Genomic DNA, 19,692 nt, shown 5'->3' on the forward strand with positions numbered 1-19,692 from the left:
TCCTACGGGGTGACGAAGACGCTGCAGGAGCGCACCCAGTGCGCGACCGCAGAACATCAGCCGCCCCGATCCTTCCCACCCACATCCAGCACCAGTTTGCCCGTGTGGCTTCCATCAAACAGCCGGTTGAGCACCGTAGGCGCGTTCTCCAACCCTTCGGCGACGGTTTCCCCCGCCTTGATCTTTCCGCTCACCACCCAGCCCACCAGCTCCTGCACCGCACGCTGCTGATCCTTGTAATCGAACGCGAGGAAACCGCGCACGCTGAGGCGCTTGACGATGATGACGCTGTAATCGTCGGAGGGTTTGCCGCCGCTGGCATAGTTGGCGATGAGTCCGCACAGGGCCACCCGGCCGCCATTGACCATGCGCGACAGCACCGCGCGCATCACCGGGCCGCCGACATTTTCGAAATTGACGTGCACGCCGTCGGGCGTTGCAGCCGCCAGCTGCTGCTTGAAATCCTCGGCCTTGTAATCGACGGCGGCATCGAAGCCAAGATCGTCGACGAGATGGCGGCATTTCTCCGCGCCGCCCGCGATGCCGACCACGCGCGCGCCACGCAGCTTGCCGATCTGGCCGGCAATGGAGCCCACCGATCCGGCCGCGGCCGACACCACCAGCGTCTCCCCGGCTTGTACCGGCGCGATTTCAGTAAGTCCATAGTGCGCCGTGATACCGCTGAAGCCACAGGCGCCGAGCAGGGTAGGCAGTGCAACCGGTGGCTTGGGCGGAAGCTTCGCCCAGTAACCCGTCTTGCCTTCGTCCAATAGCGCGTAGTCCTGCCAGCCGACGAGTCCTTGCACGAGATCGCCCACGGCATAGTGTTTCGCCTTGGAGGCCACCACGCGGCCCAGACCAATGCCTCGCATCACCTCGCCGATGGCGACGGGCGGCATGTATTGCGGCACATCGCTCATCCACACGCGGTTGGTCGGATCCATCGACAGGTACAGCACGCGTATCAGCGCCTGGCCGTCCTGAAGTTCGGGAACGGGTTGCTCGCGCAGCTCGAAGTTGTCCTGTTGTACCAGGCCTTCGGGACGCGTCTTCAGCAGCAGTTGTCGGTTCGTGAGGCTCATGACGATCTCCAGGTTCAGACGGCGCGCGCGCCGCCGTCGATGACGAGTTCAGCGGCGGTGACATAACGGCTTTCGTCAGAGGCAAGATAGAGCACGGCATAGGCTACGTCGTCCGGGTCACCCATGCGGTGCATCGGGATGCCGCGTACGAGCTTGCGCGTGGCTTCTTCCTCGCCCAGCTTGTCGAAGAACGGCTTGACGATGCCGGTGCGGATAAAAGCGGGATGGATCGAATTGCAGCGCACGTCGATCTTCTGGCGCGCGCATTCCACAGCCACGGATTTGGTCAGTGCGGCGACGGCGGCCTTCGAGGTGTTGTAAGCGGTGTAATCGGGATCGACCTTGAACGCGGCCAGCGAGGAGATGTTGACGATGGAGGCCGGCTGCGCGTCGCGCAGGTAGGCCATCGCGTGCTTGCAGCCGAGCATCACGCTCTCCACGTTGACGCCCATCACGCGCCGCCACTCGTTCAGTTCGATGGCGCCGATGGCACCCAGCGAGCCGATCCCGGCATTGTTCACCAGCACGGAGAGTCCGCCCATGGCGAGTGCCGCCTCGGCGAGCAGGCGTTCCCAGTTCGCTTCATCCCTCACATCCTGCGGCGCCGACCAGGCGACCTTCTCGCCCGCCTGCCGGTTGATGTCAGCAGCAACCGTTGCGACTGCGTCGCCGTCAATATCGGTAAGAAATACCTTGGCCCCTTGGCGAGCCAGCATGCGTGCGGTGGCCGAACCCAGGCCGCCGGCCGCGCCGGTGATGAAGGCGCGCTTGCCGGCTGCGCGCTGGTGTTGCTGTGAAGTCATGCCTGGTCTCCGTGATCAGACGCTGAGATAACCGCCATCGACATTCAGCACCGCGCCGGTGGTGTATGACGCGGCGTCGGACGCGAGATACAGCGCAGCACCGGCCATCTCCGATGGCTGCGCCACGCGGCGCATGGGCACGTGCGCCAGCGCCTGCTTGAGGATGGCCGGCGTGTTGACCAGCACCGAGGCAAACTTGGTATCGGTGAGACCCGGCAGCAGCGCGTTGCAACGCACGCCCTGTTCCGCGCATTCCACGGCGAACGCCTTGGTCATCGAAATCACGGCGGCCTTGGTGATCGAATAGATGGCCTGCTGGAAGCCGGGCACCACGCCATTCACCGAAGCGACGTTGACAATGGAGCCGCCACCGTTCTTCGCCATCAGGCGTGCGCCGTGCGTGGACATGTAGAAGTAGCCGCGGATGTTGACGTCGACCGTCTTCTGGAACACCGAGGGATCGGTGTCGGTGATGTGCCCGAAGAAGGGATTGGTGGCGGCGTTGTTCACGAGGATATCGAGCCGCCCGTGCCTGCCCTGGACCTGCTCATACAGCGAGGCAATCTGCTCCATCTCGCCGATATGGCAGGCAATGGCTTCGGCTGAGCCGCCTTCGGCAGCGATCGCATCGACCACCGCCTGGCAATCGGCCTGCTTGCGGCTGGACACGACCACGTGCGCGCCGTGCCGCGCGAACAGCTTGGCGATCTCCGCGCCGATGCCGCGGCTGGCACCGGTGACGATGGCGATCTTGCCGGTGAGGTCGAAGGTGGGTGAAGTCATGGAAAAGTCCGTTGTTGATGGGTTGCAGGGGCTCTTGGCTCGTCATTCCGACCTGCGCCGCAATGACGGCAAAAGCTGGCGGCTCTGGCGGGATTTTCATCGCAACGTCACGAGTCCGGTCTGTAGCGCACGCTCCAAATGCGGCCATGCGTTGTACGACACCAATGTCGACTTACGCGAACCTAACCGAACCCGCGTCACGCCGGTGTTCACCAATGGCCAGCTGAGGCGAAAAGTTTGCGATGGCGGCGTGCCCAGCAAGGCACTGGCGATCACGGCAATGGGGCCGCCGGAAGTGAACGCCCAGATCGTCGCCGCTGGATGGTTGGCCAGCGTCTGTAGCGCGGCGAGCACGTTGGCGCGAAACGTTGGCCAGCTGCAGGTGTATTCATCGTCATGCTCGCCGCTGGCCCAGCGATCCAATGCCTCGACGAACAAGCGCTGGAAAGCGCGATGAGGATCGCCGCTTTGCCTCATGGCAGCGCGTAGCGCGCCCGGCGCGGCGAGATCCGGGCGCAGGCGTGCAAGCAGTTCGTGGTGGTCGACTTCGTCCAGGCCCTGCAGCATTGACGAGGGCGGCGACAAGCCAGCGGCGCGCAGGCAATGTTCGGCGGTATCTCGATGACGCACGCGCGGTCCGATCGCGACCAGCTCCGGCATCAGCGCACATGCGGCCAGCCACTCGCCCAGCAACACCGATTGCCGTTCGCCGATCGGCGAAAGCTGGTCATAGTCCTCGGCGCTGAAGCTGGCCTGGCCGTGGCGTATCAGCAGCAGCTCTCGCACGGCTCAGCCTTTCACTGCGATCAGGCGACGGCAGCGCATGCCCATGTAGCGCGCGGCGTCGCCGAAGCCGGCGAATTGCGGGTTGGTGGTATAGCCCAGCGCGTAGCGGCGATAGATCTGCTGGATGATCACCATCAGGCGGAACAGGCCGAACACTTCGTAGAAGGCAAAGCGCGAGACGTCCAGGCCGCTACGTTCGCCGTAATAGGCAACGACTTCCGCGCGTGTGAGCATGCCGGCCTCGTGCGTGGGCTGGCGGCGGAACGACTGGAACACCTTGTCGTCATCGGCCTGTACCCAATAGGCCAGCGAGCCGCCAAGGTCCATCAGCGGATCGCCGATGGTGGCCATCTCCCAGTCGAGTACGCCGATGATGTCGAGCGGGTTGTCCGGTGCCAGCACGACGTTGTCGAAGCGGTAATCGTTGTGGATCACGCAGCTCGCGTTGTCATGCTGAGGTTGGTTGGCACCGAGCCACGCCATCACGTCCTCGCAGGGATCGGAGCCTTCCGTCGCCGCCTGCCGCCAGCGCTCGCTCCAGCCTGTCACCTGCCGCGCGATATAACCCTCGCCCTTGCCAAGTTCACGCAGTGCGGGCTGCTGCGTGTCGACGCGATGCAGGTCGATCAGTCGATCCACGAAGCCGATGCAGAGTTGGCGCACGCCCTTGCGATCCAGTTCCAGTTCCGGCGGAAGATCACGGCGCAGGATGGTGCCGGCGAGGCGTTCCATCACATAGAAATCCTGCCCGATGACTTCGGCGTCGTCGCAGCGCGCGAGGATGGCGGGTACGTACGGATAGCTGGGTTTGAGCGCATCCATCACGTGCGCTTCGCGCAACATGTCGTGCGCGGACCTGGCCTTCGCGCCACGTGGTGGTCGGCGCAACACCAACTCACGATTTGCGTAGCTCAGCAGGTAAGTGAGATTGGAAGCACCGCCGGGAAACTGCGTGACCGTCGGCATGCCTTCGAGGCCATCGATGCAATGCTTGAGGAAGGCATCGACGCGCGGGACGTCGAACGCGTCTTCCTCGCGCACTGCGCGGGCCTGGTCCGGAATCGCGGTCATGCCTGGTGCTCCCGTGCGAGCTGCGCCTTGGCTTCGAGTTTGGCGACGACGGCGCGATGCACTTCATCCGGGCCATCCGCGAGTCGCAGCACGCGCGCGTAGGCGTAAAGCTGCGCCAGCGGAAAATCGTCGGTGAGACCGGCGCCGCCGTGGATCTGGATGGCCGCATCGGCAGCCTGCTGCGCCACGGCGGGCACCACCACCTTGATTTGCGAGATCAGGCTGAGCGCCGCCTTTGGGCCTTGGGTGTCGAGTGTCCACGCTGTCTTCAGCGTGAGGAGTCGTGCCTGTTCGATCGCCATGCGCAGGTTTGCCACGATGTCCGCGTTGCCGCCGAGCTTCAACAATGGTTTGCCGAACGCCACGCGCGATTGCGCGCGTTGGCACAACAGCGACAAGGCGCGTTCCGCCGCGCCCAGTGCACGCATGCAGTGATGCACACGGCCGGGGCCCAGGCGCCCCTGTGCGATCTCGAAGCCGCGCCCCGGGCCGAGGATGATGTTTTCCGCCGGCAAACGCACGTGCGTGAAACTGAGTTCGCCGTGGCCTGACGGTTCGTCGTAGCCGTGGAACACCGGAAGCATGCGTTCGATGTGCACGCCTGGCGTGTCCAGCGGACAGATCACCATGCTGTGGCGGCGGTGCGGCTCGGCCTTGGCATCGCTCAGGCCCATGAAGATCACGAAGCGGCAGTGCGGATGGCCCAGTCCCGTGGTCCACCATTTGCGGCCGTCGAGCACCACTTCGTTGCCTTCGATGCGCGCGGTGGCCTGCATGTTGGTGGCGTCGGATGAAGCCACGTCCGGCTCGGTCATCGCGAAGCCGGAACGGATTTCACCTTTGAGCAGCGGTTGCAGCCAGCGCGCGTGCTGCGCGGGCGAGCCGTAGCGATGCAGTACTTCCATATTGCCCGTATCCGGCGCGCTGCAATTGAACACCTCGGGTGCGATGAACGAATGGCCCATGATCTCGGCCAGTGGCGCGTACTCGAGATTGCTCAGCCCAGGGCCGTCTTCCAGATCCGGCAGGAACAGGTTCCACAGACCCGCGGCGCGCGCCTTCGCCTTGAGCTGCTCCATCACCACCGGCTGGCGCCATTCGCGATGATCGGCACTGCCGGTCAGCTGGGCCGCGTAGACAGCCTCGGCGGGCGCGATCTCCTCGCGCATGAAGCGGCTCAGACGCTCGGCCACCCGTTGGGTACGCTCGGAAGCGGTGAAATCCATAACGGTTCTCCTGATCCCCTTGCAGCGTACGCCCGTGGCATCTGATTAATGAAATGAATATGCTTTATGGCATGTCATCAATAATGTGAATGACTAGCCGCCGTGGACCGAGACAGCCGCATCGACCTGAACCTGTTCCGCGTGCTCGACGCCATCTATACCCATGGCGGCGTGAGCGCCGCGGCACGCGCACTGCACCTCACCCAGCCGGCGGTCACGCACGCGCTGGGCCGCCTGCGCGATCACCTCGGCGACCCGCTGTTCGTGCGGCAAGGCAATCGCCTTCAGCCCAACCACAAGGTGCTGGCGATGATGCCTTCGGTGCAGTCGCACCTGAAGGGATTGCTGGCGAGCACCCATGCACAAGCTCAATTCACGCCTGCGCAGCTGCAGATGGAATTCGCCATCGGCTTTCGCGACATCCTGGAATCCATTGCACTGCCGAGGCTGGTCGCCCAGTTGGGTCGAGAGGCGCCCGGCGTGCGCCTGGTCAGTCGCCGCGTCGCCGCCGACGAGATGGAGCGCGAACTGGGTGCGGGAACGCTGGATCTGATGGTCGATCGCCCCATGCGCATCGGGCCGCGCATCTCGCAGCAGCGTCTGCTCGATGAGACGCTGGTAGTGGCCATGCGGCGCAATCATCCGTTTGCGCGGCAGCTGTCACGGACGGATTACCTCGCGGCCCAGCACGTCGTCGTCTCGCCGCTCGGCGAGGCGAACGCGCTGGATACCTTGCTGGAACAGAAGGGCATGTTTCGCGAAGTACGCATGGTGGCGCAACACTATTTCGCCGCGTGCCAGATCGTTGCCGGCAGCGATCTGCTGCTGACCGTGCCCCGGGCCTATGCGGAACATCTGGCGCCGTTGCTGCCCATGGCGTTGCAGCCGTTGCCGATACGCATCAAGGCCATCCCCATCCTCGCCTACTGGCACGATGCCAAGGATGACGATCCGGCGCACAGCTGGTTTCGTGAACGCCTCGTCAACTCGATCACCGGTGCCATGCAGGCGACTTCGCAGTGACTTGCGAGCGACACGCCGGCGGGCGCACGATGCGGATAGCGCTGCATCTTCCCTGCTGCACGCGCTGAGATGACTCCAGGAAGTGCCTGGCAGCAGCACGCCGGGCCGATGCCATGACGAGGTTTCTTGCATGTCCGAGCAGTCTGCGCCCGAGGTCGTCTACGACCCGACCGATCCGATGAATCGCAAGGAGCAGATGTTTCCGCGCCTGGATCCTTCCATGGTGCAACGCATCGCCACGTATGGACACGAGGAGCATGTGCCGGCGGGCACCATGCTGTTCCAGCGCGGGGATCGCGGCGTGGATTTCTTCCTCGTGCTGGACGGACTCGTCGAGATTTTCGACCTCGACAAGCACGGCCAACCCAACGTTTTCACCATGTATGCCGCGCGACAGTTCAGCGGCGAAATGAACATGTTCAATCGCCGTGCCGTGATGGCCTCGGCGCGAGCGACGATGGATACCCGCCTGATCCGCGTGCCCGCCACGGACTTCCACCGCATGGTCGCTGCCGAGGCGGACATCAGCGAAATCATCATGCGTGCCTTCATCCTGCGGCGCGTGGGCCTGATCCGCATGGGTTATGGCGGCGTGGTGGTCGTGGGTCCGGGGCACAGCGCGGACACCTTGCGTATCGAACGTTTTCTCGTGCGCAACGGCTATCCGCATCGACTGATCGATACCGAAGTGGATCCCGACGCCGGCGGTTTCATCGAGTGCTTCCAGCTTCGCCGCGAGCAATTGCCGGTGGTGATCTGTCCGGAGAAATGCTTCCTGCAGAATCCGAGCACCGCCGAACTGGCCGACGAGCTGGGCCTCACCGAGGTGATCGATCCGCAGCACGTGTATGACGTAGCCGTGGTGGGCGCGGGGCCGGCGGGTCTTGCTGCCGCCGTGTATGCCGCGTCCGAGGGCCTGTCCACCATTGTGCTGGAAGGCATGGCGCCGGGCGGGCAGGCGGGTACCTCCTCGAAAATCGAGAACTACCTGGGTTTTCCCACCGGCATTTCAGGCCAGGCGCTGGCCGGACGTGCGCAGGCGCAAGCGCAGAAGTTCGGCGCGCGGCTGGCGGTGTCGAGACAGGCCGCCAGCATCGACTGCTCGGGGCAGCCTTATACCCTCAAGCTTGATGATGGCCAGGTCGTCGTGGCGCGCGTGGTGGTCGTCGCGACCGGCGCGCGTTATCGCAAGCTCGACGTGCCGGGTTATGCGCGCTTCGAAGGCGAGGGCATCCATTACGCGGCCACCGCGATGGAAGGCCAGTTGTGTGCGAATGAAGAAGTGGTAGTCGTCGGCGGTGGCAATTCGGCGGGGCAGGCGGCGGTCTTTCTTTCGCGCATCGCTTCCCACGTGCACGTGCTGGTGCGTTCCGGCGGGCTCGCGGCGACGATGTCCGATTATCTGGTGCAGCGCATCGCGCAGTCCTCGTCGATCACGCTGCACACGCGCTGCGAAATCACCGGCCTGGAAGGCGACAGCCGGCTCCGACAGGTTACCTGGCGACATCGCGAAAGCGGTGAAGCCATCACGCGACCCATCGGCAACGTGTTCGTGATGATCGGTGCCGAGCCCAACACCGACTGGCTCAAGGATTGCCTCGCGCTCGACGACAAGGGCTTCGTGCTCACGGGACGCTGCGCGGAGGGCCATCTGCTGGAGTCGCCTTACGCCACCACGCGACCGGGCGTCTTCGCCGTGGGCGACGTGCGCGCAGGGTCCGTCAAGCGAGTCGCCTCGGGCGTGGGCGAAGGCTCGGTGGTCATCCAGGCCGTGCATCACTTCCTGCATCCGGAGCCGGTTTGAACCGGCATTACACTGTCCGCTCTTCCCGCCTGGATGTATTCATGACGCTTCGCTTCAATCTGCGGTTGTGGATGTGTTCGCATGACTGAGGTGCGCGATGCACTCGCGCGTGCCGCGAATGAACTGGGCGATCGGCTGGAGGCCGAGGTGCTGCTGGTGCATGTGCTGGGCAGGATGCGCAGCTGGCTGATTGCCCATGCGGACGATCGGCTCGATGCGGGTGATGAAGCCGCGTTTGGCGCGTTGGTCGCCCGTCGCCGTGAAGGCGAACCTGTGGCTTACCTCACCGGGCGTCGGGGATTCTGGTCGCTCGAACTGGAAGTGACGCCCGCCACGCTGATTCCCCGCCCGGAAACGGAGTTGCTGGTAGAGCTGGTGCTGGAGCGCGTGCCGGAAGATGCCACCGCGCGCGTGGTCGATCTGGGCACGGGCAGCGGCGCCATTGCGCTTGCCATCGCGCACGAGCGCACCCGCGCGCAGGTGACGGCAACGGACGCGAGTGCGAAGGCTCTGGAGGTCGCGCGGCGCAACGCGGAACGGCTGGGTATTACCAACGTGTCGTTCGAGCATGGCGATTGGTTTGCGCCGCTTTCGGGTCGCACTTTCGATGTGGTCGCGTCCAATCCGCCGTACATCGAAGCCGGCGACGAGCATTTGACGCAAGGCGATCTACGCTTTGAACCGGGCAGCGCGCTGGCCTCAGGCATCGATGGGCTGGATGACATCCGCCGCATAGTCGACCACGCCCAGGCGCATCTCGCACCGGGCGGTTGGCTGATGATGGAGCATGGCTGGAACCAGGGCCCCGCGATACGCGCGCTGCTTGAGCAGGCGGGCTACCGCGATGTATTCACCGCACAGGATCTGGAACAGCGCGATCGCGTGTCTGGCGGCCGTCGCAAACATCTGTAGGAGCGCACCCGGTGCGCGATTGGCGCCACGGTGCATCGAAGATTTGGACGTCCAAACGCTGCCATGAAAAAGGGCGACCGCCCGGCGGTCGCCCTGTCGCGCGCTGGATGCGCTCCTACGGAAAGCGTGGACTGCGGCTCAGCCCGCGCTGGCGACGTTGGACGTCGTCAGCTGCGGAAAGCGCGCGCGAATCGCGTTGCGGATGCTGGGCAGGTCCAGGCCGGCCATGGTCAGCACTTCCTCGCGGCTGCCGTGTTCCAGATACACGTCGGGCAGGCCCAGGTGCAGGATCGGCTTGACGATGCCGTGCGCCGCCAGGCACTCGGCCACGCCGCTGCCCGCACCACCGGCGATGGCGTTGTCTTCCAGCGTGACGAACGCGTCGTGCGTCTTCGCCAGCTCCAGGATCATCGCTTCGTCCAACGGCTTCACGAAGCGCATGTTGACCAGCGTCGCGTCGAGTTCGGCGGCGATTTCGGTGGCCGGCGCCAGCATGGCGCCAAAGCTCAGCAGGGCGAGGCGGCGACCGCGACGGCGCAGCTCAGCCTTGCCGATCGGCAGCGTTTCCAGGCCCTTGCTTAGGGGCACGCCCATGCCGGTGCCGCGCGGATAACGCACCGCGGCCGGCCCGTGGAACTGGAAGCCGGTGCTCAGCATCATGCGGCATTCGTTTTCATCCGCCGGCGCCATGATCACCATGTTCGGCAGGCAGCGCAGGAAGCTCAGGTCGAAGCTGCCCGAATGCGTCGCGCCATCCGGGCCGACCACGCCGGCGCGGTCGATGGCGAAGGTTACGTCGAGGTTCTGCAGTGCCACGTCGTGGATGGCCTGGTCATACGCGCGCTGCAGGAAGGTGGAATAGATCGCCACCACCGGCTTGGCGCCTTCGCAGGCCATGCCGGCCGCCAGCGTCACCGCGTGCTGCTCGGCAATCGCCACGTCGAAGTAACGCTGCGGATATTCCTTGGAGAAACGCACCAGGCCCGAGCCTTCGCGCATGGCCGGCGTGATGCCCAGCAGGCGTTCGTCGTCGGCGGCCTGATCGCATAGCCAGTCGCTGAAGATGTCGGTATAGGTGGGCTTGGACGGGCCGGACTTCTTCACCAGGCCCGCCTGCGGATCGAACGGACCCACCGCGTGGTATTCGATCTGCGCTTGCTCGGCGGGCGCGTAGCCTTTGCCCTTGGTGGTGATGACGTGCAGCAGCTGCGGGCCGGGCAGGTCCTTCACCGTGCGCAGCGCGGCGAGAAGCTGCGGAATATTGTGGCCGTCGATCGGGCCGGTGTAGTGGAAGCCCAGTTCCTCGAACAGCGTGCTGGGCACGAACATGCCCTTGGCGTGCTCCTCCCAGCGCTTGAAGAAGCGGCCAAAAAGCGACTGCTTCGGAATAGCGCGCTTGGCGCGCTCGCGCAGCGCGTTGAGTCGGCGGCTGGCCATGGCGCGCGCGGCCATCTTGGTCAACGCGCCCACGTTCTCGCTGATCGACATGCCGTTGTCGTTGAACACGACCAGCATGTTCGGCTCCACATCGCCGCCGTGGTTCAACGCTTCGAATGCCATGCCGGCGGTCATCGCGCCGTCGCCGATCACCGCCACGAACTTGCGCGGGTCGCCCTTGCGCTGCGCGGCAATCGCCATGCCCAGCGCGGCCGAGATCGAGGTGGAGGAGTGGCCGACGCCGAAGGTGTCGTACTCGCTTTCCTCGCGGCGGGGGAACGGCGCCAGGCCGTCCTTCTTCTTGATCGTGGTGATGCGGTCGCGGCGGCCGGTGAGGATCTTGTGCGGGTAGCACTGGTGGCCCACGTCCCACACGAGACGATCGTTAGGCGTATCGAACACGTGATGCAACGCCACGGTCAGCTCCACCACGCCCAGGCCGGCGCCGAAATGGCCACCGGAGCTGGCCACGGCCTCGATCAGGTACTGGCGCAGCTCGTCCGCGACGGCAGGAACCTCTTCGTCGGGGATGCGGCGCAGGTCGGCTGGCGTCTCAATGGTCGCCAGGTGGGGGAAGCGGGACAAATCGTTCATCGGCAAATTGTCGGCCCTGCGGGAGGGCGGGGCAAGGGCGGCCATGTGGAAACTTGCGGTCCATCCCCGGGAGAGCCTCTCCACACGTTGCAGACGTGCTGGGGCCCAGGCTCACGGCAGTGCCCCACACGGACTTCCCATGAGTACACGCAAGGCTTTCCAACGTTTTTCCGAGGGCGTGGCCCGCTCTTCAGGCCGGCCGACCGCATTTGTCCTGGCCGTGCTGGTCGTGGTGGCCTGGGCCGTCACCGGCCCGATGTTCCATTTCGGCGATACCTGGCAGCTGGTGATCAATACGGGGACGACGATCGTCACCTTCCTGATGGTGTTCCTTATCCAGAACACGCAGAACCGCGATTCCGCCGCGTTGCAGATCAAGCTGGACGAGTTGATCCGCAGCTCCTCGGCCCACAACGCCATGTTGAATCTGGAAGAGCTGGACGACGCCTCGCTGGACCGGATCCGCAAGCACTACTGCAAGCTCGCCCAGTTGGCGGCCGAAGGCGCCGCCGACGACATCGAGCGCGAGCTGGACAGGGACGAGGGACGTACGGCCTGAGCTTCAGGCCATGTGTTCCCGGCGGTCGCGGGGCAGGTGGCTGACCAGGAATTCCATCTGGTCGGCCAGGATGTTGCGGTTGGAGAGGATCAGGTGCTCCACCCAGCTCGGCCGGTAGGGCACGGCCAGCAAGGGCATGTTGGCCTGCTGGGGCGTGCGGTTGGCCTTCCTGAGGTTGCAGGCGAGGCAGGCGCTGACCACGTTTTCCCAGGTGTCCTTGCCTCGCTTGGAGATAGGCAGCACGTGGTCGCGGGTGAGCTCGCCGCGGCTGTAGCGGTCGCCGCAATACAGGCAAAGATAGCGGTCGCGGGCGAACAGCGCGGTGTTGGTGAGCGCCGGGGCCGGGTCGATCGCGTGTTCGCGGCAGTGGCCGGTGCTGGCGATGATGGGATGAAGGGAAAGTTCGCTCTGCCGGCCGCTGGCGCGATTGTGTCCGCCATGCACGGTGAGACAGGGGTCCCCCAGGGTCCAGGCGACAGCTTCGCGGACGTAGAGGCAAACAGCTTCCTGCCAGCTAATCCAGTCGAGAATCCGTCCGGCGGCGTCCAGCGAGAGCACGCGGGTCGAGTGCAGGTCGACGACGCGGCCAGGTACTTCCATCAGCATGCAAAACCGTCCTTCAACCCAGGGGAATGAACGTTCGGGCGCTGCAACGATGCTCGTAGCGGGTCCAGCATAGACCAATTCAGTTACAGAACACACGCAAATGGTTGTCCCGGCAGGGAGAACGGATCCCGGGCGAGGGTGTTCTCCGGGCACTTTGCACTGATATAGTGTCCGTTCATCTGTAGACCCGGGGCCGGGTTTGGGAGGGGGAGCCTGGGTGGCGACCCCGGCACGGCAGGGGAGAGGTAGTAAACGTGGCTGAAGTTCTTTTCTACGAGCGTCCCGTTCCGCTCAATCGCAACGACCACAAGGATCTGCGCATCAAGCCGATCCCGAATCTGAAGTTCGCCAGCACCGTGCATTCGGTGCCGCTGACCGGCGTGGAGTTTCCGGCCGCTGCGCGCGATATTCCGATCCTGTTCGGTGGCCTGACCGCGGCCGATGCCGGCCCGATGGCGCTGCTGGGCCTGCGCGAGAACGAGAACCTGTTCGTCGACGCCGATGGCCGTTGGGAACAGAACATGTACATCCCGGCGTTCGTGCGCCGCTATCCGTTCATCCTGGCCGAGAAGCCGGCTGGTACGGAAGGCGACGACTTCACCGTGTTCCTCGATGAGGGCTACGAAGGCTTCGGCGCCGAAGGCGACCGTCTGTTCAAGGAAGACGGCACCGACTCCGAGCTGCTTACCAACGCCGTGAAGTTCCTCGGCGAATTCCAGCAGCACGTGGGTCGCACGCAGTGGTTCATGGAGCAGCTGCGCAAGCACAACCTGCTCGAGCCGCGCAACATCCGCCTCGAGAAGGACGGCAAGTCGATCAACCTCAATGGCCTGTTCGTGGTCAGCGAGGAGAAGCTGCGCCAGCTCGACGAGAAGACCACGCAGGAATTCCTGCGCGAAGGCGTGCTGGGCTGGATTTACGCGCACCTGCTGTCGCTGGGCAACATCGATCGCGTGTCGATGCGCCTGAGCCAGCGTGAGCAGGCTGAAGAAGCCACTTCCGCGCTGAAGAACTGATGTTCCGGCGCCGCGGCATCGCATGATGCCGCGGCGCTTTTTCCGCCGCGCGCAACGCGCAGCGATGTCCTGTTCCAGCCGCTGACGCGGCCTTCCTCACATCCTTCAAGCATGCCCCGGCGATATGCTTTGCGTCTGCGGGCCGAGTGAGTGTCCCGTGCCCGCGGTCTTGGCGGGGTGTGGCATGTCCGAGCAGAACAAGCGTGTGGTGCTGGATTACGTGGATGCCTTCAATCGCGCCGATCTCGACGCGGTGTGCGAACTCTTCGCTCCGGATGCATTGATCCACGGCGCGCTTGGCTGGGGCGGCATCGAGGCGGCCCGTCCGGTCTGGAGCGACCTGATGCGCTGTTTCCAGATCAGCCTGGAAGTGGATGCGGTGGTGGCCGAAGGCGACTCGGTGGCCGTGCGCTACACCGAACGTGGCCGTTCCGTGGCGTCGTTCCGTGGCGGTCCGGTGACGGGACGCGAGTACGAGATGATCGCTATGGAATGGTTCCTGGTGAAGGAAGGCCACATCAAGCGGCGCTGGGGCGCACGCGACAGCGCGGCGATGTTCCGCCAGCTGGGATTGCCGTTTTCCTAACTGCGCGATGCGGATGCGCCGTACCAGAGGCTGGGTCGCCAGTCCGCGCGGCGCCCTTCGGGCGTGCAATCGAGCAGGTTCCACAGGGGCCAGATCAGGTCGACATGTCGTGGATCCTGTCCCGGTTCCGGCGCCACGAACATCAGTTCGCTGCACCAGGTGTGATGGATCACGCCATCGCGCTTCACGAACACGTTGAGCGCGGGGATCTGACTGCCATCAGCCGTCTCGCCGTGGTAATCGGTGTTGTAGGTGTTGTGCGCCGACGACAGCAGGTGCAAGTGACGCCAGCCTCGCTCGCGCGCAAAGCGGCGGATGCGCTGGATGGGAGAGCGCGCCACCACGGCAAGGTTCGCGCGCTGTCGCAGGTGCACCATCTCGCCGTCGAGCGCATCCAGGATCGACGAACAGGACGGGCAGGGCTGCGTCATCGCCGGTCCGTACATGAAGCTGTAGATGATGAGGCTGTCCTTGCCGTCCTCGAACAGGTCCGACAGGCGCAGCTGGCGCTCCACGTCGGGGTCCATCGGCGTGTCGCCCTCGTCATCGAAGAAGTAGTCCACGGGCACGGCGCCGCCCAGCGGCAGGGCGCGTCGAAGCGCGGCCGTAGATTCGATCTGTCGCCGCAATTCGATTTCGGCCTTCAACAGCCGGTCGCGGGCATGGCGATAGGCGTCGCTCTCGCCCGGAAAACGCACGGCGTGCAATGACTGGCTCATGATTGTCCACCCTCGTGCAGCGGCCGCATGCGCCGCGGCCCCGCGCCCCTGTGTGGCAGCGATTCAGTGCACGGGCTTGGCGAGCCTCAGCAGGTCGGTGGAGTAGCCCGCACTTTCGTAGATGGCGCGTGCGCGTTCGTTGCCGGGAAACACCGCCAGAGTCACCAACTGGCAGCGGTGTTCGCGTGCCCAATGCTCGGCATGTTCCAGCAGTGCGCGCCCCAGGCCACGGCCTTCGTGTTGCTCGGCCACGGCCACGTCGGAAATATGGCAGTTGTTGCGGCCGGTGAAGAAATCCTGGGTCTTCTGCAGCAGGATGAAACCCGCTGCCTCGCCATCTTCGTCTTCGGCCACGAACAGGTAGCTGTTCGCTGGCTGGTCTTCCAGGTGGCGCAGCAGTTCCTTGCGAATGCCGTCGATGCATTCGTGGCGGCGTCGCCATGGCGGCAAGGTGAAATCGACGAAGCGGGGCACCAGCCCAAGAATGAAATCGTCATCGTCCTCGGCAAGACGAATCAGGTACGTGGCATCGCTCATGCGGGCAGACCGGACTAGCGAGAAGGTGTGCCGTTTCTACACCCAGCCGTGACTCGACGGGTAGTGCCTGGGCCATCACCCATTCGTTGTGGGAGCGCACCCTGTGAGCGACCGTCCGATTGGGGTGTCCTCGTCGATGATTTTTCCGGGATGTGCGCTGCGTAACGACCTGGTGGTGCGGCAAGGACACGGGTCTGCAGTCGTGCACAGGGTGCGCTCCCGCAAAGGGACGCAGGCCGAAAAAAGGCCCTCCGAAGAGGGCCTTTTCATCATCAGGCGATGGCGGGCAGCGTATCCACGCCGGCCTCGATGGCTGCCTTGTGCATCAGGCAGCGCGGCAGGATGCGTGCGAAGTAGAACTTTGCCGAATCGCGCTTGGCCTGCTTGAACGACTCCTGCTGGCTGCCGTTGGCCAGTGCGGCCACGTTGCGCGCCCACATGTAGGCGAGCGTGATGTAGCCGGAGTAGTACAGGTAGTCGGTGGCGGCGGCGCCCAGCTCTTCCGGGTTGGCCATCACGCGTTGGGCCAGCGACAGGGTGAGGTCCGCCCATTCCTTGGTGTAGGTGGCCAGCGGGGCGATCAGGCCGGCCAGGGCCGGGTCCTGCATGTGCTGCTGGCAGAACACCTGGATTTCCCTGGCGAACAGCTTGAAGCCCGCGCCCTGCAGCTGGAGGATCTTGCGGCCCAGCAGGTCGGCTGCCTGGATGCCGGTGGTGCCTTCGTACAGGGTGATGATGCGGGCGTCGCGCACGAACTGCTCCACGCCGTTCTCACCGATGTAGCCGTGGCCGCCATACACCTGCAGCGCTTCCTTGGTGCACTCCTGCGCGAGCTCCGTCACCACGCCCTTGGCGATCGGGATGAGGAAGGCGACCAGGTCGCTGGCGGCCTTGCGGGTGGCCTCGTCGGTGCCGCGGGCTTCCACGTCGGTCTGCAGCGCGGTGTACAGCAGCAGCGTGCGCGAGGCTTCCACGAAGGCGCGCTGGGTCAGCAGCATGCGGCGCACGTCCGGCTGCACCAGCAGGTTGTCGGCGGGCTTCTCGGGGAACTTCGGACCCGACAGCGAACGACCCTGCAGGCGCTCGCGCGCATAGTTGAGGCTGTTCTGCAGCGCACGCTCGGACAGCGCCAGGCCCTGCACGCCCACGCCCAGGCGCGCAGCATTCATCATGGTGAACATCGCGGCCAGACCCTTGTGCGGCTGGCCGATCAGGTAGCCCTCGGCGGCGTCGAAGTTCATCACGCAGGTGGCCGAGCCCTTCAGGCCCATCTTGTGCTCGATGGCGCCGGCGGCGACGCGGTTGCGCTCGCCCAGCGAACCGTCGGCGTTCACCTTGAACTTCGGCACGATGAACATCGAGATGCCGCGGCTGCCAGCCGGTGCGTCGGGCAGGCGGGCCAGCACGAGGTGGATGATGTTCTCCGCCAGGTCATGCTCGCCGGCGCTGATGAAGATCTTGGTGCCGGTGATCTGGTAGCTGCCGTTCTCGCCGGGTTCGGCGCGCGTCTTGAGCAGGCCCAGGTCCGAACCGGCCTGCGGCTCGGTGAGGCACATGGTGCCGGTCCAGCGACCTTCCACGATGGGCTTCAGGTAAGTGTTCTGCTGCTCTTCGGTGCCGTGCAGTTCCATCGCATGGCACGCGCCCTCGGACAGCAGCGGGTACAGGCTCCACGACAGGTTGCCCGACTGGAAAATTTCGGTGGTGGCCGTGCCCATCACGTTCGGCAGGCCCTGGCCGCCGAAATGCTCGCCCTGGGTGAGGCCGGTCCAGCCGCCTTCGGCGAAAGCCTTGAAGGCTTCCTTGAAGCCCTTGGGCGTGGTCACCGTCTGCGTGGCCTTGTCGTAGACGCAGCCTTCCTGGTCACCGCTGGCGTTGAACGGCGCAAGCACCGCTTCGCTCAGTCGACCGGCTTCCTCCAGCACGGCGTCCAGCAGGTCGCGCGTGTGGCCATCGCCACCCTGCAGCTTGGTGAGAACGGCCTCGGCGTCGAGCACGTCGAAAAGGGCGAAGCGCTGGTCGTCGAGAGGGGCCTTGTAGATCGTCATGGCGAAGTTCCTTCGTTGATGATGCGGGCGCGGTGTTCAGCGCCAGGTGTTAGGGATGCCCGGCACCGGCGACAGCCAGTCGTTGCCGTGGAAATTGAAGTCGCGAACCTTGTCTTCCTGCTCGGGCTTGGCGTTGGTGCTGCCGGCCACGCTGTAGGGCACGCTGCCCGCGCTGCCCTTGGTGGCGGCGGTCTTGAGCACCGCGGTCATTTCCGGCGTGGGCAGCACGTCGATCTGGGTCACGTCGGCGGCGAACGGCGGGATATCGAGGTCGAAGCGGCTGTGCAGGCGCACCGGCACCAGCTCCGCGATCTTCAGCTCGCCGTCGAGCGACTTGAAATCCATCCCGCCGTAGCTGTTGTTCTGGATGCGGACGGTGAGGCGCCACTGGCCGTCCGGCCGCGTGGTCATCTCCTGGATGCTCACGGTGGGCGGGAACACGCTCTTCTTGGGCGGCCCGCAAGCCACCAGACCGGCCACCAGAACTCCGAGCGCCACGTAGCGAAGCAGTCGTCCCATGGGATCACCTCAAACGATTGTTTGAATCTTAGCAGGATGCCCCGGCCGGCTGTCACCGGGTGAATCAGTGCGGGCGCCATCTCAATCGGGTTGCGATCACGTCTGCGTGACGGGCGCGGCGAGGGGTGGGGAGGTTCCCATGGCGCATCGCAGCAGGCATCATCGCCTGCTCCCCTTCATCACCTGGCTCGCCCATGACCCGACGTATCGTTGCCCGCCGCTCGCCCATCCACGGCAATGGCGTTTTTGCCGTCGCCCCGATCAGGAAGGGCGAGGAAGTCATCGAATACAAGGGCACCCTGATGACCCACGCCGAGGCCGATGTGCTCTACGGCGATGGCGGCGAGACGGGCCACACGTTCCTGTTCACGCTCAACGACGAGTACCTGATCGACGCCAACCGCAAGGGCAACACGGCGCGCTGGATCAACCACAGCTGCAATCCCAACTGTCAGGCGCTGATCGAGGAAAACGAGAAGGGTGACCGGCGCAAGGACCGCGTGCTGATCGAAGCCATCCGCAACATCAAGCCCGGCGAAGAGCTGACCTACGACTACGGCATCACGCTGGACGTGCCGCATACCGCGCGCCTCAAGAAGCTGTGGAAGTGCCTGTGCGGCTCGAAGAACTGCACGGGTACGCTGCTGAAGTCCAAGCGCTGAAAGACGCGCGCTGCGTCTTTTGCGGAGTGCACCCTGTGCGCGACTGCAGAGGTGGCGGATGCCGCGCCGCGCGGTATGCGCGCGGCGTTTGAGCATGATGTCGAACCGGGTGTTTGGCGACAGCCGGACTGATCGGTTGTCCTGCCGCTGATCGCGCACGGGGTGCGCTCTTACAACAGCCTCGCGCGCCACCGTTTTTTGCAGGAGCGCACCCAGCGCGATCAGCGATAGGGCAATCGTTTCGGCGGGTGGTCGCGTCTATCGGTCATCACCGCGTTTCGCAAAACTTTGGTGCGGCGTTAGTCGCCGAAACCCCACGGTCGCGCACTGGGTGCGCTCCTATAGGGTGAGTGACGGTTGCTCGTCGGCCGGGTAGTCGATGGCAATCACTTCCACCGCCAAGTCGCCCGCGGGACGCTGCCACACCACTTCGTCGCCTACGCGCGCGCCCAGCAGTGCCTCCGCCAGTGGTGACACGTAGCTCACCAGGCCGTGTTCCACGTCGGCCTCGTCTTCGCCGACGATGCGGTAGCGGGCCTGGCCTTCGTCGCTGTCCACGGTGACCAGCGCACCGAACGCCACGCGGTTGAGCGGCTGCTGGGAGAGGTCCACTTCGATGGCGCTGCTTACGCGGGCGTTGAGCCAGCGGACGTCGCGCTCAAGCGACGCCAGCTCGCTTTGCTGGGGCAGCGTGTCGGCGGCGCCACGCAACGCATCTCGTCGCTCGCGGGCCTCGATCAGCCGCGCACGCAGCTGCGCCAGTCCGCGCGGGGTCACGTAGTTGGGATGTTCGCTGAGCGGAATATCCGGCAGTCGTTCGCCGACGGATTCGTCCGCGTCCTTGACGAAGGAGCGGCTCATGAAGCGGTGCCTCCTGCGTCGGGCAGGCCGACGCCTCTGACAGGTTGGACATGGCGGC

20 protein-coding genes are annotated in these 19,692 nt (G+C 65.0%); 7 read left to right on the forward strand and 13 right to left on the reverse strand.

Annotated features, from left to right (window positions below; translation table 11 throughout):
- Positions 1-56 precede the first annotated feature (56 nt).
- The 6 genes from VFG49_RS02165 to VFG49_RS02190 all read right to left on the reverse strand — a co-directional run bounded on the left by VFG49_RS02165 (position 57) and on the right by VFG49_RS02190 (position 5,751).
- Positions 57-1,082: an NADP-dependent oxidoreductase gene (locus VFG49_RS02165; RefSeq protein WP_324857859.1), complete on the reverse strand. Its 1,026-nt coding sequence runs from the start codon at positions 1,080-1,082 to the stop codon at positions 57-59.
- Positions 1,083-1,096: 14 nt separating this feature from the next.
- A complete protein-coding gene (locus tag VFG49_RS02170; protein ID WP_324857860.1) occupies positions 1,097-1,885 on the reverse strand; it encodes an SDR family oxidoreductase in 789 nt (262 codons plus the stop codon).
- A 15-nt stretch (positions 1,886-1,900) separates the two neighbouring features.
- Positions 1,901-2,668, reverse strand: a complete 768-nt coding sequence (locus VFG49_RS02175) for an SDR family oxidoreductase (protein ID WP_324857861.1) — start codon at positions 2,666-2,668, stop codon at positions 1,901-1,903.
- Positions 2,669-2,764: 96 nt separating this feature from the next.
- Positions 2,765-3,454, reverse strand: coding sequence for a histidine phosphatase family protein (locus VFG49_RS02180; protein ID WP_324857862.1), 690 nt, complete (start codon positions 3,452-3,454; stop codon positions 2,765-2,767).
- A gap of 3 nt (positions 3,455-3,457) precedes the next feature.
- Positions 3,458-4,525 carry a phosphotransferase family protein gene (locus VFG49_RS02185; RefSeq protein ID WP_324857863.1) on the reverse strand — a complete coding sequence of 356 codons (1,068 nt, stop codon included), beginning with the start codon at positions 4,523-4,525 and terminating at the stop codon, positions 3,458-3,460.
- On the reverse strand, positions 4,522-5,751 hold the full coding sequence (locus tag VFG49_RS02190) for an acyl-CoA dehydrogenase family protein (RefSeq protein WP_324857864.1): 1,230 nt from the start codon (positions 5,749-5,751) through the stop codon (positions 4,522-4,524). The genes VFG49_RS02185 and VFG49_RS02190 overlap by 4 nt, the downstream gene beginning before the upstream one ends.
- 102 nt (positions 5,752-5,853) lie before the next feature.
- On the opposite strand from VFG49_RS02190, the gene VFG49_RS02195 reads away from it, so the two are divergent.
- The 3 genes from VFG49_RS02195 to prmC all read left to right on the forward strand — a co-directional run bounded on the left by VFG49_RS02195 (position 5,854) and on the right by prmC (position 9,490).
- Complete coding sequence (locus VFG49_RS02195) at positions 5,854-6,774, forward strand: LysR family transcriptional regulator (protein ID WP_324857865.1); 921 nt, start codon at positions 5,854-5,856, stop codon at positions 6,772-6,774.
- A 130-nt stretch (positions 6,775-6,904) separates the two neighbouring features.
- The gene (locus VFG49_RS02200) at positions 6,905-8,578 is read left to right on the forward strand and encodes an FAD-dependent oxidoreductase (protein WP_324857866.1); all 1,674 of its coding nucleotides are present in this window, start codon (positions 6,905-6,907) and stop codon (positions 8,576-8,578) included.
- Between the two features lie 81 nt (positions 8,579-8,659).
- Positions 8,660-9,490 carry a peptide chain release factor N(5)-glutamine methyltransferase gene (gene prmC / locus VFG49_RS02205; RefSeq protein WP_324857867.1) on the forward strand — a complete coding sequence of 277 codons (831 nt, stop codon included), beginning with the start codon at positions 8,660-8,662 and terminating at the stop codon, positions 9,488-9,490.
- Between the two features lie 138 nt (positions 9,491-9,628).
- On the opposite strand, the gene dxs is transcribed toward prmC, so the two are convergent.
- Positions 9,629-11,521 carry a 1-deoxy-D-xylulose-5-phosphate synthase gene (gene dxs, locus VFG49_RS02210; protein ID WP_324857868.1) on the reverse strand — a complete coding sequence of 631 codons (1,893 nt, stop codon included), beginning with the start codon at positions 11,519-11,521 and terminating at the stop codon, positions 9,629-9,631.
- A gap of 139 nt (positions 11,522-11,660) precedes the next feature.
- Between dxs and VFG49_RS02215 the strand changes: the two genes are divergently transcribed.
- Positions 11,661-12,080 carry a low affinity iron permease family protein gene (locus VFG49_RS02215; RefSeq protein ID WP_324857869.1) on the forward strand — a complete coding sequence of 140 codons (420 nt, stop codon included), beginning with the start codon at positions 11,661-11,663 and terminating at the stop codon, positions 12,078-12,080.
- Positions 12,081-12,083: 3 nt separating this feature from the next.
- On the opposite strand, the gene VFG49_RS02220 is transcribed toward VFG49_RS02215, so the two are convergent.
- A complete protein-coding gene (locus VFG49_RS02220; RefSeq protein ID WP_324857870.1) occupies positions 12,084-12,686 on the reverse strand; it encodes an HNH endonuclease in 603 nt (200 codons plus the stop codon).
- Between the two features lie 254 nt (positions 12,687-12,940).
- On the opposite strand from VFG49_RS02220, the gene VFG49_RS02225 reads away from it, so the two are divergent.
- Both VFG49_RS02225 and VFG49_RS02230 read left to right on the forward strand, forming a co-directional pair.
- The gene (locus VFG49_RS02225; protein WP_324857871.1) at positions 12,941-13,702 is read left to right on the forward strand and encodes a SapC family protein; all 762 of its coding nucleotides are present in this window, start codon (positions 12,941-12,943) and stop codon (positions 13,700-13,702) included.
- 184 nt (positions 13,703-13,886) lie between these two features.
- Complete coding sequence (locus tag VFG49_RS02230; protein WP_324857872.1) at positions 13,887-14,288, forward strand: ester cyclase; 402 nt, start codon at positions 13,887-13,889, stop codon at positions 14,286-14,288.
- On the opposite strand, the gene VFG49_RS02235 is transcribed toward VFG49_RS02230, so the two are convergent.
- The 4 genes from VFG49_RS02235 to VFG49_RS02250 all read right to left on the reverse strand — a co-directional run bounded on the left by VFG49_RS02235 (position 14,285) and on the right by VFG49_RS02250 (position 18,111).
- Positions 14,285-15,007, reverse strand: a complete 723-nt coding sequence (locus tag VFG49_RS02235) for a DUF899 family protein (RefSeq protein WP_324857873.1) — start codon at positions 15,005-15,007, stop codon at positions 14,285-14,287. The genes VFG49_RS02230 and VFG49_RS02235 overlap by 4 nt on opposite strands.
- A gap of 63 nt (positions 15,008-15,070) precedes the next feature.
- Positions 15,071-15,544, reverse strand: coding sequence for a GNAT family N-acetyltransferase (locus tag VFG49_RS02240; RefSeq protein ID WP_324857874.1), 474 nt, complete (start codon positions 15,542-15,544; stop codon positions 15,071-15,073).
- Between the two features lie 272 nt (positions 15,545-15,816).
- On the reverse strand, positions 15,817-17,592 hold the full coding sequence (locus VFG49_RS02245) for an acyl-CoA dehydrogenase C-terminal domain-containing protein (protein ID WP_324857875.1): 1,776 nt from the start codon (positions 17,590-17,592) through the stop codon (positions 15,817-15,819).
- 36 nt (positions 17,593-17,628) lie between these two features.
- Positions 17,629-18,111, reverse strand: coding sequence for a hypothetical protein (locus tag VFG49_RS02250; protein ID WP_324857876.1), 483 nt, complete (start codon positions 18,109-18,111; stop codon positions 17,629-17,631).
- Between the two features lie 194 nt (positions 18,112-18,305).
- Between VFG49_RS02250 and VFG49_RS02255 the strand changes: the two genes are divergently transcribed.
- Positions 18,306-18,773, forward strand: coding sequence for an SET domain-containing protein (locus VFG49_RS02255; protein ID WP_324857877.1), 468 nt, complete (start codon positions 18,306-18,308; stop codon positions 18,771-18,773).
- Positions 18,774-19,112: 339 nt separating this feature from the next.
- Here the strand turns inward: VFG49_RS02255 and VFG49_RS02260 are convergent, their stop codons facing one another.
- Positions 19,113-19,634, reverse strand: a complete 522-nt coding sequence (locus VFG49_RS02260) for a GreA/GreB family elongation factor (protein WP_324857878.1) — start codon at positions 19,632-19,634, stop codon at positions 19,113-19,115.
- Positions 19,635-19,692: the final 58 nt, after the last annotated feature.

Source organism: Dyella sp. (genome assembly GCF_035685885.1).
In the GTDB taxonomy this organism is placed as follows: Bacteria; Pseudomonadota; Gammaproteobacteria; order Xanthomonadales; family Rhodanobacteraceae; genus Dyella.